Annotated in this window: 11 protein-coding genes; 8 read left to right on the top strand and 3 right to left on the bottom strand. The window is 52.8% G+C overall.

The features are described from left to right. Window positions 1–137: 137 nt before the first annotated feature. A complete protein-coding gene (uvrA, locus tag JJB97_RS05790) occupies window positions 138–2,969 on the bottom strand; it encodes an excinuclease ABC subunit UvrA (protein WP_238713084.1) in 2,832 nt (943 codons plus the stop codon). Between the two features lie 220 nt (window positions 2,970–3,189). Here uvrA and ssb1 point away from each other — a divergent pair, with 220 nt between their 5' ends. The 5 genes from ssb1 to JJB97_RS05765 all read left to right on the top strand — a co-directional run bounded on the left by ssb1 (window position 3,190) and on the right by JJB97_RS05765 (window position 11,135). Further along, the gene (ssb1, locus tag JJB97_RS05785; RefSeq protein WP_238713083.1) at window positions 3,190–3,732 is read left to right on the top strand and encodes a single-stranded DNA-binding protein SSB1; all 543 of its coding nucleotides are present in this window, start codon (window positions 3,190–3,192) and stop codon (window positions 3,730–3,732) included. Window positions 3,733–6,193: 2,461 nt separating this feature from the next. After that, complete coding sequence (locus JJB97_RS05780) at window positions 6,194–7,705, top strand: diguanylate cyclase (RefSeq protein WP_238713082.1); 1,512 nt, start codon at window positions 6,194–6,196, stop codon at window positions 7,703–7,705. A gap of 198 nt (window positions 7,706–7,903) precedes the next feature. Next, window positions 7,904–8,875 carry an HlyD family secretion protein gene (locus tag JJB97_RS05775; RefSeq protein WP_238713081.1) on the top strand — a complete coding sequence of 324 codons (972 nt, stop codon included), beginning with the start codon at window positions 7,904–7,906 and terminating at the stop codon, window positions 8,873–8,875. After that, a complete protein-coding gene (locus JJB97_RS05770) occupies window positions 8,857–10,011 on the top strand; it encodes an ABC transporter permease (RefSeq protein WP_238713080.1) in 1,155 nt (384 codons plus the stop codon). The genes JJB97_RS05775 and JJB97_RS05770 overlap by 19 nt, the downstream gene beginning before the upstream one ends. Next, complete coding sequence (locus tag JJB97_RS05765; protein ID WP_238713079.1) at window positions 10,008–11,135, top strand: ABC transporter permease; 1,128 nt, start codon at window positions 10,008–10,010, stop codon at window positions 11,133–11,135. Before JJB97_RS05770 ends, JJB97_RS05765 begins: the two co-directional genes overlap by 4 nt. 654 nt (window positions 11,136–11,789) lie before the next feature. On the opposite strand, the gene JJB97_RS05760 is transcribed toward JJB97_RS05765, so the two are convergent. Together JJB97_RS05760 and soxS are read right to left on the bottom strand one after the other, a co-directional pair. Then, window positions 11,790–12,068 carry a YjcB family protein gene (locus tag JJB97_RS05760; protein ID WP_238713078.1) on the bottom strand — a complete coding sequence of 93 codons (279 nt, stop codon included), beginning with the start codon at window positions 12,066–12,068 and terminating at the stop codon, window positions 11,790–11,792. Between the two features lie 266 nt (window positions 12,069–12,334). Beyond that, a complete protein-coding gene (gene soxS, locus JJB97_RS05755) occupies window positions 12,335–12,658 on the bottom strand; it encodes a superoxide response transcriptional regulator SoxS (RefSeq protein WP_238713077.1) in 324 nt (107 codons plus the stop codon). Window positions 12,659–12,739: 81 nt separating this feature from the next. Between soxS and soxR the strand changes: the two genes are divergently transcribed. The 3 genes from soxR to JJB97_RS05740 all read left to right on the top strand — a co-directional run bounded on the left by soxR (window position 12,740) and on the right by JJB97_RS05740 (window position 15,581). Continuing rightward, on the top strand, window positions 12,740–13,207 hold the full coding sequence (soxR, locus tag JJB97_RS05750; RefSeq protein ID WP_238713076.1) for a redox-sensitive transcriptional activator SoxR: 468 nt from the start codon (window positions 12,740–12,742) through the stop codon (window positions 13,205–13,207). Window positions 13,208–13,274: 67 nt separating this feature from the next. Continuing rightward, a complete protein-coding gene (locus JJB97_RS05745) occupies window positions 13,275–13,946 on the top strand; it encodes a glutathione S-transferase family protein (RefSeq protein ID WP_238713075.1) in 672 nt (223 codons plus the stop codon). A gap of 285 nt (window positions 13,947–14,231) precedes the next feature. Further along, window positions 14,232–15,581, top strand: a complete 1,350-nt coding sequence (locus JJB97_RS05740) for an NCS2 family permease (RefSeq protein WP_238713074.1) — start codon at window positions 14,232–14,234, stop codon at window positions 15,579–15,581. Window positions 15,582–15,695 lie beyond the last annotated feature (114 nt).

Raw genomic sequence — 15,695 nt, 5'->3', positions numbered from 1 at the left:
TTGTTTACGCGCCAGCGCAGGGCCAGACCGCAGAGGCGCAAAGGGAACCGGGCCTTTCCATCCTGCATACCGGCGTTTTTTAACGTGGGTAAATGATTAGCCTTCTGCCGCTTTTGAGCGGCAGTGAGGCAACTACCTTACTTTTGTTTCAGCATGGGTTTGAGGAACCTTGCCGTATGCGAAGTTTTGCACTCTGCGACCGTTTCCGGCGTGCCGGAAACGAGGATTTCGCCGCCGCCGCTGCCGCCTTCCGGCCCCAGGTCAACTATCCAGTCTGCGGTTTTAATCACATCCAGGTTATGTTCAATGACCACAATGGTATTGCCCTGGTCGCGTAACTGATGCAGTACATCCAGCAACTGCTGGATGTCAGCAAAGTGCAGGCCGGTTGTTGGTTCGTCAAGAATATAGAGCGTCTGCCCGGTGCCGCGCTTTGACAGCTCGCGCGCCAGCTTCACGCGCTGGGCCTCACCGCCGGATAGCGTGGTCGCCGATTGCCCCAGGCGAATATAGGACAATCCCACATCCATCAGCGTCTGGAGTTTGCGCGCCAGCGCAGGCACGGCGTCAAAGAATTCGCGTGCTTCTTCAATCGTCATGTCCAGTACTTCGTGTATATTTTTACCCTTGTACTTGATCTCCAGCGTTTCGCGGTTGTAGCGCTTGCCTTTGCACTGGTCGCAGGCTACGTAAACGTCAGGCAGGAAGTGCATCTCTACTTTGATAACGCCGTCGCCCTGGCAAGCCTCACAGCGACCGCCGCGCACGTTAAAGCTGAAGCGGCCCGGCGTATAGCCGCGCGAGCGCGATTCCGGTACGCCAGCGAACAGCTCGCGTACCGGGGTAAATACGCCAGTATAAGTGGCCGGGTTGGAGCGAGGCGTGCGGCCAATGGGGCTTTGGTCGATATCGATGACCTTATCGAAATTTTCCAGCCCCTGAATATCGCGGTAGGGCGCCGGTTCGTTGCTGGTCGCGCCGTTAAGCTGACGCTGAGCGATGGGAAACAGCGTATCATTAATCAGCGTGGACTTGCCGGAACCGGAGACGCCGGTAATGCAGGTAAACAGCCCAACCGGCAGCGTCAGCGTGACGTTTTTCAGGTTATTGCCCCGTGCGCCGCTGAGTCTGAGCGTTTTTGACGGATCGGCCTGCACGCGCTTCTCAGGCACAGCGATCTGGCGTTTGCCGCTCATATACTGACCGGTAAGCGATTCCGGCACCGCCATAATCGCTTTCAGCGGGCCTTCAGCCACTACCTGACCGCCGTGCACGCCTGCGCCGGGGCCAATATCAATCACATGGTCGGCGGCGCGAATAGCATCTTCGTCATGTTCAACCACAATGACGGTATTGCCCAGGTCGCGCAGATGGATCAGCGTGCCGAGCAGGCGTTCGTTGTCACGCTGGTGCAGGCCGATAGACGGCTCGTCGAGTACATACATAACGCCGACCAGACCTGCGCCAATCTGGCTGGCCAGGCGGATACGCTGCGCTTCGCCGCCGGACAGCGTTTCCGCTGAACGCGACAAAGTAAGGTAGTTCAGCCCTACGTTGACCAGGAATTTGAGACGATCGCCGATCTCCTTTAACACTTTTTCAGCAATTTTGGCACGCTGGCCGGATAGCTTCATCGTGTTGAAGAAATCCATCGCATGGCCAATGCTCATGTCAGAAATCGTCGGCAATGAAGTGTTTTCAACGAAGACATGTCGCGCTTCACGCTTAAGACGAGTGCCCTCGCAACTGATGCAGGGGCGATTACTGATGTATTTTGACAGTTCCTCACGCACCGCGTTGGATTCCGTTTCCTTATAACGGCGCGCCATGTTGTGGAGCACCCCCTCAAAAGGGTGCCGACGCACGGAGGTATCTCCGCGATCGTTAACGTATTTAAACTCAATCGTTTCTTTGCCGGAACCGTTGAATATTGCGTCGCGCACTTTATCGCTCAGCTTGTTCCAGGGCGCCTCTACGTCAAACCCGTAGTGATCGGCAAGCGAGCGCAGCATCTGAAAATAATAAAAGTTGCGGCGATCCCAGCCGCGAATAGCGCCGCCTGCCAACGACAGCTCGCCGTTTTGCACCACGCGATCCGGATCGAAATACTGCTGTACGCCGAGGCCGTCGCAGGTGGGGCAGGCGCCGGCGGGGTTGTTGAACGAGAACAGACGCGGTTCCAGTTCACGCATGCTATAGCCGCAGATGGGGCAGGCAAAGTTGGCGGAGAACAGCAGTTCTTCCGCTTTAGGATCGTCCATATCCGCCACGATGGCGGAGCCGCCGGAAAGTTCCAGTGCGGTTTCAAAGGATTCAGCCAGGCGCGTGGCGAGATCGGCGCGCACTTTAAAGCGATCGATAACGACCTCAATAGTGTGTTTCTTTTGCAATTCCAGCTTCGGCGGATCGGAGAGATCGCATACTTCGCCGTCGATACGGGCGCGGATATAGCCCTGGCTTGCCAGGTTCTCCAGCGTTTTGGCGTGTTCGCCCTTACGCTCTTTAATCACGGGCGCCAGTAGCATCAGGCGTTTGCCTTCTGGTTGGCTTAGCGCGTTATCCACCATCTGGCTGACCGTCTGAGCCGCCAGCGTAACGTCATGGTCCGGGCAGCGCGGTTCGCCGACGCGGGCGAAAAGCAGTCGCAGGTAATCGTGAATTTCCGTAATCGTGCCTACGGTGGAGCGTGGGTTGTGCGATGTTGATTTTTGCTCAATAGAAATGGCGGGCGACAGGCCTTCGATGTGATCGACATCCGGTTTTTCCATTAGCGACAAAAACTGGCGCGCGTAGGCAGACAGCGACTCAACGTAGCGACGCTGCCCTTCGGCATACAGCGTATCAAACGCCAGCGATGATTTACCGGAACCGGACAGACCGGTGATAACGATAAGTTTGTCGCGCGGAATGACGAGGTTAATATTCTTGAGATTATGGGTGCGTACGCCCCTGACTTCGATCTTATCCATTCACCTTTCCCGGAAGATAGCGCCGCGCCAGGACGATAACCTGCGGCCAGAAACGGCTAATTATGACACAATTAAACCTGAATGAATATCCAGTGTTCTTCGCAATGTTGCATCAGGTGTGGTAGATTTCCGGAAGTCAGGCCGCAGGTACACTCTCTGGGGCTGGCGTGATAGAATCACGCGTTTTACACTATTTAAAACCATCTCAGGAGACACGAACATGGCCAGCAGAGGCGTAAACAAGGTGATTCTCATCGGGAACCTGGGGCAGGATCCGGAACTACGCTATTTGCCGAGCGGTGGCGCGGTGGCCAACCTGACGCTGGCTACCTCTGAATCCTGGCGCGATAAACAGACTGGCGAGATGAAAGAGCAGACCGAATGGCACCGCGTTGTGATGTTCGGCAAGCTGGCGGAAGTGGCTGGCGAATATCTGCGTAAGGGATCGCAGGTCTATATCGAAGGCCAGTTGCGTACCCGTAAATGGACCGATCAGAGCGGACAGGAACGTTATACGACCGAAATCAACGTTCCGCAAATTGGCGGCGTAATGCAGATGTTGGGCGGCCGCCAGCAGGGCGCAGGCGGCGGGCAGCAGCAGGGAAGCTGGGGCCAGCCGCAGCAACCACAGCAGCCGCAACAGCCGCAGGGCGGCGGCCAGCAGTTTAGCGGAGGCGCGCAGTCTCGCCCGCAGCAGCAAAATGCGCCGGCGGCGCCTTCTAACGAACCGCCGATGGATTTTGACGACGATATCCCGTTCTGATGCGCGGTTAAAGCAATACGCGCCGTTTGGCAAAAACGCCCTGGATACGGGTAATGCTCGTTGCTCAGGGCTAAGAGGGCGTTTCGTTCCTCCTGCGTTAGCGAAAACGGGGCCTTTTCATTGTTAAACGGGTAAGAGACGCTTGCGCGTCTCTTCAGATTGTTGACAAAGAAGGAAAAAACGATTTTTTTCTTTGTTTGCGGTAAGCAGGTGAAAGTCAATCCTTTGATTTTCCTTGTTTTTTATTGTGTTTCATCCATCCTGTCTGCGACAGGGCCGCAGTCTCAAGAGACGTTTGCGCGTCTCTTACCTGTCCTGGCGGCTTGCCAGGAAAGCGCCGCTATTTTGGCAAGCCTGTAGATGGCAAAGAGGGCGCAGTCGTGTTTATGCTCTTTTGGCATTTCCTGCCGATGACAAAAAAACAATGCGTTGAATTTCCCGCTCTTTCTGGCTGAGGCCGTTCGGCACAGCGTCTGTCAACCGTCTTGCGCCTTTTAGGCGGTGCGTTCCTCTCCTGGTTTTCAGCCTGCGGTTGTTTGATGCTGCATTCATGCAGCGCTTTACGTCGGGCCGCCACTCTCTGCGACGTGGTTTTGTCTTTCAACCTCCGGATCGCTGATTTCAGCAGGGCGTTGTTTACACCCACACAGGCGAAAGAAAATCTGAGACTTAACAACGGCATGGGCGTTGCTGACGTCCTTTTTACGTATGGGTAGGTACATTGTTCATACCTGCGGTCGGGCAACCCCTTTCGTATGATAGCGGCGCTTTTTATAGCAGGTTAAAGTCAACGCTTCCTGATGCGCCAGTAACAGGCGCCTTTATTGCGTTAATGCCGCTTTAAACCTGCTTTTGACAAAAGCGGCAGGCAGGGAATGTGTGTCTGTTTAGCCAGCCGGGAGCAGGAAAAAAATGGCGTTAATGGCATGGACCGCTTTTATAACTTTTTGCACGCCCTTGCTCCGGCTGTTGGCTGCACCCATCGTAAGAATGGTTGACGCACTTTGTGCCTCGAATTTTTGTGCGTATCCGTCCAGTGCGCTTTTTATTTTTCTGTCACTGTATTAATTACAATTAAGAAATAGCTTATTTATGAAATGAGATGGGTGTGTAGGCTTTGTTTTGATGGTCAACAGGAAGTGATGCTAAAAAAGTATACTGCTTTTTCTCATCACAAACCCGCCGTTGTGTGAATTGCAATCTAAAAATAGAACTATTTACAGGCGGCGGCAGGGGATCTCTGGTGGGCAATTTTGTAAAAAGAAGCTTATTGTGCATGATTATGTTGGTTTATTGTTGCTTTCATGTTTTGTTGCGTTTTGTGATGTCAGCAGGCAATAAGCGCGCTATTAAAAATGTACCGGCGCATGGATAACGGCATCGCCGCCTTATTCATTATCATTTATTGCGAAAACGTAACGGACATGCAAGAAAACACATATTGCCAGAAAAAATTTTCTGTACATAAAATATTCTTTTTCGTTATACCACGTAAGTCAACGATACACTTGAATGCATTCTACGGAACGCGATGCTGCCTTATGGTGAGTTTGGCGCGGGACTGGCGCAGCTTATACGCGCGTTCAGTAGACGGTACGCTAGCCCATGTCGCATGGTGCTAAACGGGGCATGTCGTGGATGCCCTGTATCCGGGCAGGTTAAATATGTGCTCTGTGCCGATATACACCACGCCGCTAGACTGACAATATCGTTTTTCATTACAACAGACCGGGTGTTGTAAATGTCACAGAATAAAAACCTTGTCTAAAATAGTGTTTTTATTCGGATGAATACCGCCCTAATATTACCGCGCGGAATTATCTTAAGCGCGCGTCCGGTTAGTAAATGCTAATGGTAGACAGAAAACATCAAAAAAACGTTACGGAACTATTAAATATGGCTTTGTATCAACTTTTATGGAGTTGAGAATTATTCTTTATAACAAGAAATTTGTTTCATGTTAGGCTATATATCAATGAGATAACACCTGCGGCGAATAAATTAAATACAATTCAATTGTCTTTTAAATAAAGTCTGATAAGCTGCTCACAGATTTTTGTTGTTGACGTATATTTACACAAACAAAATTATAGCGTCTGGTTAACAACCTCCGACAGTAAATAGCCGTATGGCTGGCTTGTAATGGCGCTTATCGCATATGGGGCATTGTAGTGTAAGGAAGAACATCTCTGGCGATGTGTTATCCACGTAACCGGGGACGATAACCCCAATACATTCTCTTTTCAGGACAAGAAAAGCTTTTCAGGCTTAAACAGGTATGCCGCTAACGTGAAGTAGCATACCTGTCGGCTTACGTTGAAACGCTTTTCGTCAACAGGCATGGATGCGGCCGTTTTATTTTTTGTTAGCTTGCCGGATGCCTGAAGCGTTCGGTTGGCCTCATCGAGCTGTAACGTACCCCGGGTGCGTCATCAGCCCGTGCTACCGTGGAGTTTGAGCTTTGAATGCGGTTGAGTCTGAACAGATGATCAGTGAAAGTCGCTTATCCCGACTTGATTCGAAAGTATTTGTCATTGCCATTACGCTGACTGGCTTTTTGCTGGTCATGGCTATCATGGGCTACTTTTCTTACCAGCGACAGCTATCTATAGCCAGAGCGGCAGGGAATGAGCTGTCTCGGCTAATCGAAAGCGATTTACAACATAACGAAAACTTTTCCGATGCCGTTTCTATGCTGTACATGCGGTTGAAGCGCGGCGAATCCGGAAGCGTCCACGTTCGCCAGGAATTTGATCGCGATAGCGGCATCTATGGCATAAACCTGTATGCCGATAAGCCGAATAACGCGCTGGAGGGCACCCTACAGTCCGTCACGCCGCTGACAGAAGATGCGCTGTTGATCGCAGAATCTATTGATATGGCTTTGAAAATTGAGAATAAAGACTCCCGTTACAGCAAAATGGAACGGCGATACTTTTTCTCCGGTGATAACCATTTTATCTATATTACGAATAAAATGCCGCTGTCGCGCTTCGTTTTTCAGCACAACAACGGTAAAAGCCACAGCATGTTTACGACGCCTCAGTCCGGCGTTTGGCTGAGTCAGAAACTGCGCGCAGCGCCTGTAACCCGTAATAATGCGGTAACGCATGTTTATATCGACTCTATCTCTAACGCGCCGGTCATCACAGTTCGCCATCCAGTGTGGTCTCGTACCAAAGGAGGGGTGGTGCTGGGCTGGTTGTGCTTTGATTATCAACAAAGCGAGCTACAGGAGATAGTCCGTAGCCTGGGGGTCAGCGCGCAAAATAACTTCCTGAACGTTTATCTGCTGGATAAGCAAACGAATACTGAATTTCGTATTGCTGGTAAAAGCAGTGACGGGAAGGAGACACAGGTGTCGATAAACGACCGCTACGACGTCATTGTTACTATCAATACACTGCGCTATTACGTCACTCAAAAAGGGCGTAACGACCTGATGGTGCTGTTACTGGTCGCACTGTGCTTTTTAGCCGCCTATATGATTTGCTGCAATATCATCCGCGCAGCGCGTGAACGCGCCCAGCGTGACCCGTTGACGGGCCTGTATAATCGAAGCTGGTTGCATAAGCTTGATCAACGCAAAACAAAAGATAATATGACCGTCGTGATGATCGATTGTAATAATTTTAAAGCGATTAACGATACTCACGGCCATGCGGTTGGCGACAGTCTCCTTAAGCATATCGGGCAGTTGCTAAGAGCGCGCCTTAACAGCAACTCGGATTATGCGGTGCGGATGGGCGGCGATGAATTTTTGCTGGTATTTGAAGGCAGCAACGTTTCCCAGGTCAGAGCATGTATGAAACGAATTGAATCTGATATTGCCATGTCCAGCGCTAAAATCCCGCTTACCGTGAGCTATGGCGTAACGGAAGTGGCGCGCGGTATGTCAATCTATACTGCGATAGCCCTGGCCGATACCCTGATGCATAACGCGAAAAAAGACGCCAAAAACCCCGACGCATAATTGCCCGCAGAAGGCAGAAGACAGCCCGCCGCCTGAAACTTCAGGCGGCGGGCTTTTTACGCCACGCTTCGCCCTACATTTGCTACGTAGATGTGCCTGAATGTTTAACCGCCGTCAACGGCGTGTGTTAGGCTATTTACACATTTCTCAGCAAGGAGTCGCGATGAAAGTGTCTAAGCGGGGCAGGGGGTTGCGCAGGTGAAGAAAAAGACATTATTTACGCTGCTTCTGATCCTTATTGTTATCTCTCTGGCCGTACTTTTTCGGGCGCAAAATCAGGATTTGCTCTTGCAGGGGGAAGTGGATGCGCCGGAAGTCATCGTGACGTCCAAAGCGAAAGGACGCGTGGTGGAACGGTTGGTGGAGCGCGGTGACGATGTGCATGCGGGTCAGTTGCTGATGAAGCTTGAAGCGCCGGAGCTTATCGCGCAGCTTCAGGCAGCTCAGGCGAGCCGCGATCGGGCTAAAGCGCAGCTTGATCTTTCTATGAACGGCACCCGCGAAGAAAGCATTCGCAACCTCAAAGCAACGCTGGCGCAGGCGCAGGCGGATTATCGTAATGCGCAGGATACTTACGCGCGTAATCAGCACGTGGCCGCTAAGGGCTATATTTCCGCTCAGGAACTGGAGCAGTCGCGCAGCACGCGCGACGCCGCACGGGAGAAAGTGCTGGCCGCCAAAGCTAACCTGGACGAAGGCATTAACGGCGATCGCGTCGAACAGCGCCAGGTTTACGCCGCGCAACTGCGTCAGGCAGAACAGCAGTTAGTGGAAATTAAAGTTCAGGCCGACGATCTGTACGTCCGTTCGCCGGTGGATGGCGAAGTTGGTCCTGTGGCGGCGGAAGTCGGCGAACTGCTCGGCGCTTCCAGCCCGCTGCTGACGCTGGTGCGCCAGCAGCAGTCTTATTTTGTCTTTAATCTGCGTGAAGATATTCTGGCCCGCGTTCGCAAGGGCGATAAAGTGCGCCTGCGCGTGCCTGCGCTTAACAATAGGCTTATTGAAGCCGAGGTGCATTATATCGCCCCGTTGGGCGATTATGCGACTAAACGAGCCACGCGTGCGACAGGCGACTTTGATTTAAAAACCTTTGAAGTTCGACTTTGGCCGACGCAGCCGGTAGAAGGGCTGCGCCAGGGGATGAGCGTGTTATGGCAATGGAAGGTTTAAGAACCGGCTGGCGCTGCTTCAGTCTTGCCTTTCGCCGGGAAGTTCACACTGCGTTTCGTAAACCCATCATCCACTGGCTTGGCTGGTGCTTTCCTTTATTGCTGTTTGGAATTATCGGCAGCAATTTTTCGGAAGGCACGCTGCTGGAACTGCCGGTTGCGGTTGTGGATAACGACAACAGCCCGCTTTCTCACCAACTGGTGCGCAAGCTCGATGCTGGCTCTCATGCTCAACTTTTTGCTGCAACGGGCGGGCTTGCCGAAGCGAAAGAGCGCCTGAGCAGCGCTCAAATCTACGGCATCGTTTATATCCCGCTGGATTTTGCAGCCGATGCGCTGGCCGGCCGTCAGCCGCAGGTCACTTTTTATTATAACGCGCTGTTTTACGGAGCCGGATTGTATTCCACTCAGGATTTCAGCGCGCTTATGGCGGAACTTAATAGTAGCTATCGTTCAATTGTTGCCGCGCGGACAGGTAAAACGGTGCCCGCGCTGGCGCTGGCGACACTATCTTACGACAGTCTGTTTAACGCCAGCGGTAGCTACGTTTATTACCAGCAGTTTGCGGCTACGATACACCTGCTACAGCTTTTTGTCGTCACGTGCATGATTTATGTGCTGGCGCGTAGCAAACCGCTCATCTATTCAAGTTCATTTAGTCTGTCGCTGTTGGGGAAAATTGCGCCCTATACGCTGTGCTACACCGTACTGCTGATGGTCGAGCTGGCGTTGCTGGTATGGATTTTTGACGCGCGAGTCGTGGGTAATCCCATTTACATGCTGCTGGTAGGGTTCTTTTATGTCATGGCGGCGCAAAGTATTGGGTTATTACTGTTTACCTTTACCGGCAGCGCAATTACCGCTTATACGTTGATGGGGATTCTGGTGGGGATCGCGCTGACCTTCTCCGGCACGGTATTCCCGACGCTTTCCATGCCGCCAGTGGCGCAACTGATTTCCAATATTGAGCCGCTAACGCATGCGCTGTCCGCCATGTTTGATATTTTCCTGCGTCAGGTCCCCGGTAAGCCGGTTATCAGCGTTTGCGCCATATTGCTGATGTATCCGCTGGCGGCCGCGTTGCTGGTGCGCAAGCGCTTACCTGCACGCTTGCGCAAGCAGGAGGTTGTGGCGTGAAGCGTTACTGGGACACCTTTACGCAGGTGCTGATGGGAATGCTGGAGCGGCCGATGTGGATGCTGCTGCTGGTATCGCTGTGTATTATGAGCACCGTTTACGCGCACCGTACCGTATGGGATTTGCCGGTCGCGGTGATTGACCAGGATCACAGTCCGGCCAGCCGCCTGCTTATCCGCAACCTTGACGCTACCGCCAGGATTAAAATGCACAGCTACGATAATCTGGACGCGGCGTTGCATGATTTAGGCTGGCGGCGTTTGTTTGCCGTGCTCATTGTACCGACCGATCTGGAAAAGAAGCTGCTGAGCGGCAAACGGGTGACGATTCCGGTTTACGGCGACGCCACCAACCGGCTGGCGAACGGCCAGATTCAGCAGGACGTGCTGGCGGCATACCAGGATATGCTTAAACGCTACAATATGTCGCTTATGTTGCGAAACGGCTTTAGCGAGCGTCAGGCTGAGGTGGTTCTTACGCCCGTTGTCAGCCAGGCGGTGGAAGTGTTTAACCCCGGCATCAGCTTTGCAGCCATTGTGTTTCCGGGCCTGCTGGTCATGTTGCTGCAACACTCGCTGACGATCGCCAGCGTGCGCGTTAGCCTTATGCTGCGCGCGCAGGGGAAACCGCCGCTGCCGGTATACCTGGGCGGCCTGACGGCGCTGTTGCCCGTCTGGCTGTTTCTCTCTATCGTGCTTTTCGTGCTCTGGCCGTGGGTGCTGGGCTATCGGCAAACGGCGTCGATACTGGAAATACTGCTGTTAACCTTTCCGTTTTTGCTGGCGGTGTTGGGGATGGGGAAGCTGCTAACCGAATGCCTGCGCAGCGTTGAGATGATTTATCTGACGCTGTCGTTTATTACGATGCCGGTATTTTACCTGTCAGGAACGATTTGGCCGCTCCAGGCGATGCCGGGTTGGGTACATGCGATATCGGCGTTTTTGCCGTCCACCTGGGCGACGAAAGCGATAGCTGGCGTGAATCAAATGGGGCTGTCCTGGCACTCCGCGCTATACGATATTCTGAATCTGCTTTTTCTGGGGGCATTTTATGCGGCGCTGGGCGTTGGCGTAGGGTTGCTGCGGGACAGCGGACGCCTGCGCACGTTGCTCAAACGTAAATAACGCGCCGCCGGGGATTTGAAGGTCAATGTTGTAAAAAACCACGTTAGAGGGATGGTTCATTGTTTATGTTTAATGAACGAAGCTCTTCTTTGAGAATATCCCCGGATAACAAAAAACCGGAAGATTTGATCGCTGATGCCGCTATGCCCACAGTTGAATTCACGGGGGCAGCCGTAATAGTGGACCGGGAATCTCTAAATCGATCTCGCTTGTTGCAAATGCTTAGCCTGTTCGGTCTGTTCAGGCGCCCTGGAACCTGGCGTTTATTTCGGTATCCGCCTGCGGATGATTACAGGAAAGTCAGTCGTTGAGCCGTGCGGAACTTACAATGAAAATTGACTGTTATTGACGCGGTTCAGAATTGCGATAGCGCTATGACGTGTAGGTAAATTTTGCTGGCGTTAAACACCCTATAAAAAGCAATACAAACGCAAGCGTGATGCGGTATCTACGGATGTCAGCGTCAGCGTGAGAGCCGGGTGGGTAAAGGCAGCGATAGACATCCGCTTTGAGGTTTTAAATTTTCCGCGTAAAACGGCAGCATATTTAATGTCTTGTTGGTATTTTTTTGTAAAAAACAATTAATTAAATAATAAAAGTGTTTATTTACACGATTGGCCCTCAAACTGCCGCCCTGCTCGGGCGGCGTGCATATCAGTTCATCATTACCGGCCACTCCGGCGGCGTATGACTCATCACTTCTGTCATTACATCTTTCACATTGGCCCAGAGCAGGGCGAAATCAATACTTAGCCCCAGCAGGCCGGTCGCGAACCAGCAGGCGGCGGCGATACCCAGGCCGCTTGAGATCACGGCCAGAAAAGGAAAATCGGATTTACGGAACTGAATATTCAGCGTGCTGGCAAGAAACATAAGTACAGCGCTGATTAACTGCCAGCGCATCAGAACAACGCCAGTGGTAAGTGTAGCCATGAAACCTAATCCTCAAAGCAAACGTATTACGCAGCACGGCACGGGCGCAAACTGTGTAAAGTTGAAAAGCCGCAGGAATAAGCCGTGTGAAATGTAAATTTACGTCCAGTTGCACTGAACATGTGAACTATATCACATTTGTTGATTAATTCATCAGCGCGTTGCGGTTTTTTTTCACCGTTTGTAAAGCCATTAAGGGGAGAAGCCGGCAAGGCCCACGCGGGGTGGGCGGGCCTTTTGCGCAGCATCAGGGCGTGCTGGCGAGGTCAGGCGTGCTGACGGTAGTTGGTTGGCGTTTGATCAAACTCGCGGCGGAATACCCGGGAAAATGTCTGCTGTGAAACGTAGCCAAAGTCCATTGCAATATCAAAGATGGGGCGCTGCGTGGTGCGAAGCTCTCTTGCGGCCATTGCCAGGCGGCGCTGGCGAATGTAGTCGCCCAGCGTTTGATGCTTCACTGAGCGGAACATCCGCTGTAGATACCACTTGGAATACCCGGCTTTTTGCGCCACGACGTCAATATTGAGCGGCTGATCGATATGCTCATCAATCCATTGCGTCAGAGTGTCAATAATCTCTTGATGTGCCATGGTTATCCTCTCTGATTTTAATTCGAAGTTCTGGCTGAGCTGAAGTATAATTCCTCAACCTAACTTGAGGTAAAGCTTATTTTGGAAAAGAAATCATCGCGGTTAAAAGCGCTGCTTTCACCGGGCGAGGTTGCAAAGCGCAGTGGTGTGGCGGTATCGGCTTTACATTTCTATGAAAGCAAAGGGCTTATCAAGAGCCGCCGTAACGCCGGTAATCAGCGACAGTACACGCGTGACGTGCTGCGTTATGTCGCTATTATCAAAATAGCCCAGCGTATTGGCATTCCGCTGGCCACCATCAAAGAAGCGTTCAGCGTGCTGCCTGAGGGGCACTCGCTGAGCGCGAAAGCGTGGAAGCAGTTATCGCTGCGCTGGCGTGAAGAGCTGGATAGACGCATCAACACCCTGACGGCCCTGCGTGATGAGCTTGACGGCTGTATTGGTTGTGGCTGCCTTTCACGCAGCGATTGCCCGTTGCGCAACCCTAACGATCGGTTGGGTGAACAGGGAACCGGCGCAAGGTTGCTGGGGGAGCCGGAAGAGCCCTGAGCGTATTGTTCGCCAGAAGCGCCAGGCGTTTCTATAGTTGATACACAGAAACTGCCGGGAGATGCCAGTGCTAACCGTCCACCATTTAGATCATTCTCGCTCCAGCCGTATTCTCTGGATGCTGGAAGAACTGCACGTGCCTTACCGGATAGTGCGCTACACGCGCCAGAAAAGCCTGCTGGCGCCGGCTTCCCTTAAGCGCGTTCATCCACTGGGCAAAGCGCCTGTGCTGGAAGATAACGGCCAGGTTATGGCTGAATCGGGAGCAATCCTGGAATATCTTCAGGAAACATATGACGTTGACGGGCGGCTGCGCCCCGCTGCCGGGGACGAACGCCAGGCGTGCCGCTTCTGGTTGCATTATGCCGAAGGCTCGCTCATGCCGCCGCTGTTAATTGCGCTGGCGCTCACACGGCTTGGTCGCGCGCCGGCGCCGTGGCTGCTGCGCCCCGTTGGCCGGGCCCTGGGCGCGGGCGTGCGGCGCGGCTGGCTCAATGGGCAACTGAAGACGCACGCTATGTTTATCAATAACCATCTGTCGACGAACCCGTACTTTGCCGGTTGCGATTTCAGTATTGCCGATATTCAGATGAGCTATACCATCGCCGCGTTGCTGGCGCGCGGTGGGCATAATGAACTGGCGCACGTTCGGGGCTGGTGGCGGCGTATACAACTGCGTCCAGCCTGCCAGCGCGCAATACAGCAGGGCGGGCCGTTTGATATCCCTGTCCAGGCCTGAAAACGCTCACTATTGTTAACTCTTTGCGCAGCAGCGGTAACGATTGCGCAGCGGGTGTTGATAAAATATACGGACAGGCGTTTTTTAACCCCGGATCGATAAAGTTATGTTGAAAACCCCCCGGAGAAGGCCGGATAATCGTTTGCCTTAAATTAACGGTCGCGCTGTACATACAGAGTTAAACGTTTGCGTTACTGTTTTTTAATGCGTAAACGAAAACAGCGGCCACGGCGAATTTCCGCCATAAACGACAACCTGTCCAAAATTTTCAGGGGATTACTCACTATGTCTACTTCTTCTCAGCACGCAGGCGGCAAGCTTGACGCCTGGTTCAAAATTTCTGCGCGCGGCAGCTCCGTGCGTAAAGAAGTGCTGGCCGGGGTGACAACCTTTCTGGCGATGGTGTATTCCGTTATCGTGGTGCCGGGCATGCTTGGCAAAGCAGGTTTCCCGCCCGCTGCGGTTTTCGTCGCGACCTGCCTGGTAGCTGGCCTTGGCTCAATTGTTATGGGGCTGTGGGCGAATCTGCCGCTGGCGATAGGCTGCGCTATCTCATTAACGGCTTTTACGGCTTTCAGCCTGGTGCTGGGTCAGCATATCAGCGTGCCGGTAGCGCTGGGCGCGGTGTTCCTGATGGGCGTGCTATTTACGGTTATCTCCGCTACCGGCATTCGTAGCTGGATTTTGCGCAATCTGCCGATGGGCGTGGCGCAGGGTACGGGTATCGGCATCGGTTTGTTTCTGCTGATTATCGCCGCTAACGGCGTGGGCCTTGTGGTGAAAAACCCTCTCGATGGCCTGCCGGTAACGCTGGGCCGCTTCACCAGTTTCCCGGTGCTAATGTCGCTGTTGGGCCTGGCGGCCATTATTGGTCTGGAAAAACGTAAAGTGCCCGGCGGCATACTGTTGACTATTATCGGCATCTCGATTATTGGCCTGATTTACGATCCGGGCGTGCATTTCAGCGGTTTTTTTGCTATGCCGTCTCTGAACGATGAACACGGCAATTCGTTGATCGGCAGCCTTGATATTATGGGGGCGCTGAACCCGGTTGTGTTGCCGAGCGTGCTGGCGTTGGTTATGACCGCGATATTTGACGCGACCGGCACTATCCGCGCTGTAGCAAGTCAGGCAAATTTACTGAATAAAGACGGGCAGATTATTGACGGCGGTAAAGCGCTGACTACCGACTCTATGAGCAGCATTTTTTCAAGCCTGGTGGGCGCTTCTCCTGCGGCGGTCTATATCGAATCAGCGGCAGGAACCGCAGCGGGCGGCAAAACCGGCCTTACTGCTATTGTGGTGGGGGGGCTGTTCTTATTGCTTCTGTTTCTTTCGCCGCTATCTTATCTGGTTCCGGCCTACGCGACCGCGCCGGCGCTCATGTATGTCGGCCTGTTGATGCTGAGCAATGTAGCGAAAATTAACTTCGACGATTTTGTGGATGCAATGTCAGGGCTGATTACCGCCGTATTTATTGTGTTTACCTGCAATATCGTCACCGGCATTATGATCGGCTTTGCTGTACTGGTAGTCGGGCGTGTCATGGCCGGCGAATGGCGCAAACTTAACGTGGGGACGGTTATTATTGCTGTCGCGCTGGTTGCGTTTTACGCAGGCGGCTGGGCCATCTGACCATGCGGGCGGGCCGTAAGGCCCGCCTGAACCCTCTTCCCCTTTTCGTGCCTTTTAATTCTGTTTCTGTTTCTTTTCGTTCAAAAAAGTTGTTCTATAGTGGCGTGGTCTTCA

This window comes from Tenebrionibacter intestinalis (assembly GCF_016632365.1).
Lineage (GTDB): Bacteria > Pseudomonadota > Gammaproteobacteria > Enterobacterales > Enterobacteriaceae > Tenebrionibacter > Tenebrionibacter intestinalis.
The sequence above is the reverse complement of the archived record's forward strand: the minus strand, read 5'-3'. Positions and strand labels throughout refer to the sequence as shown.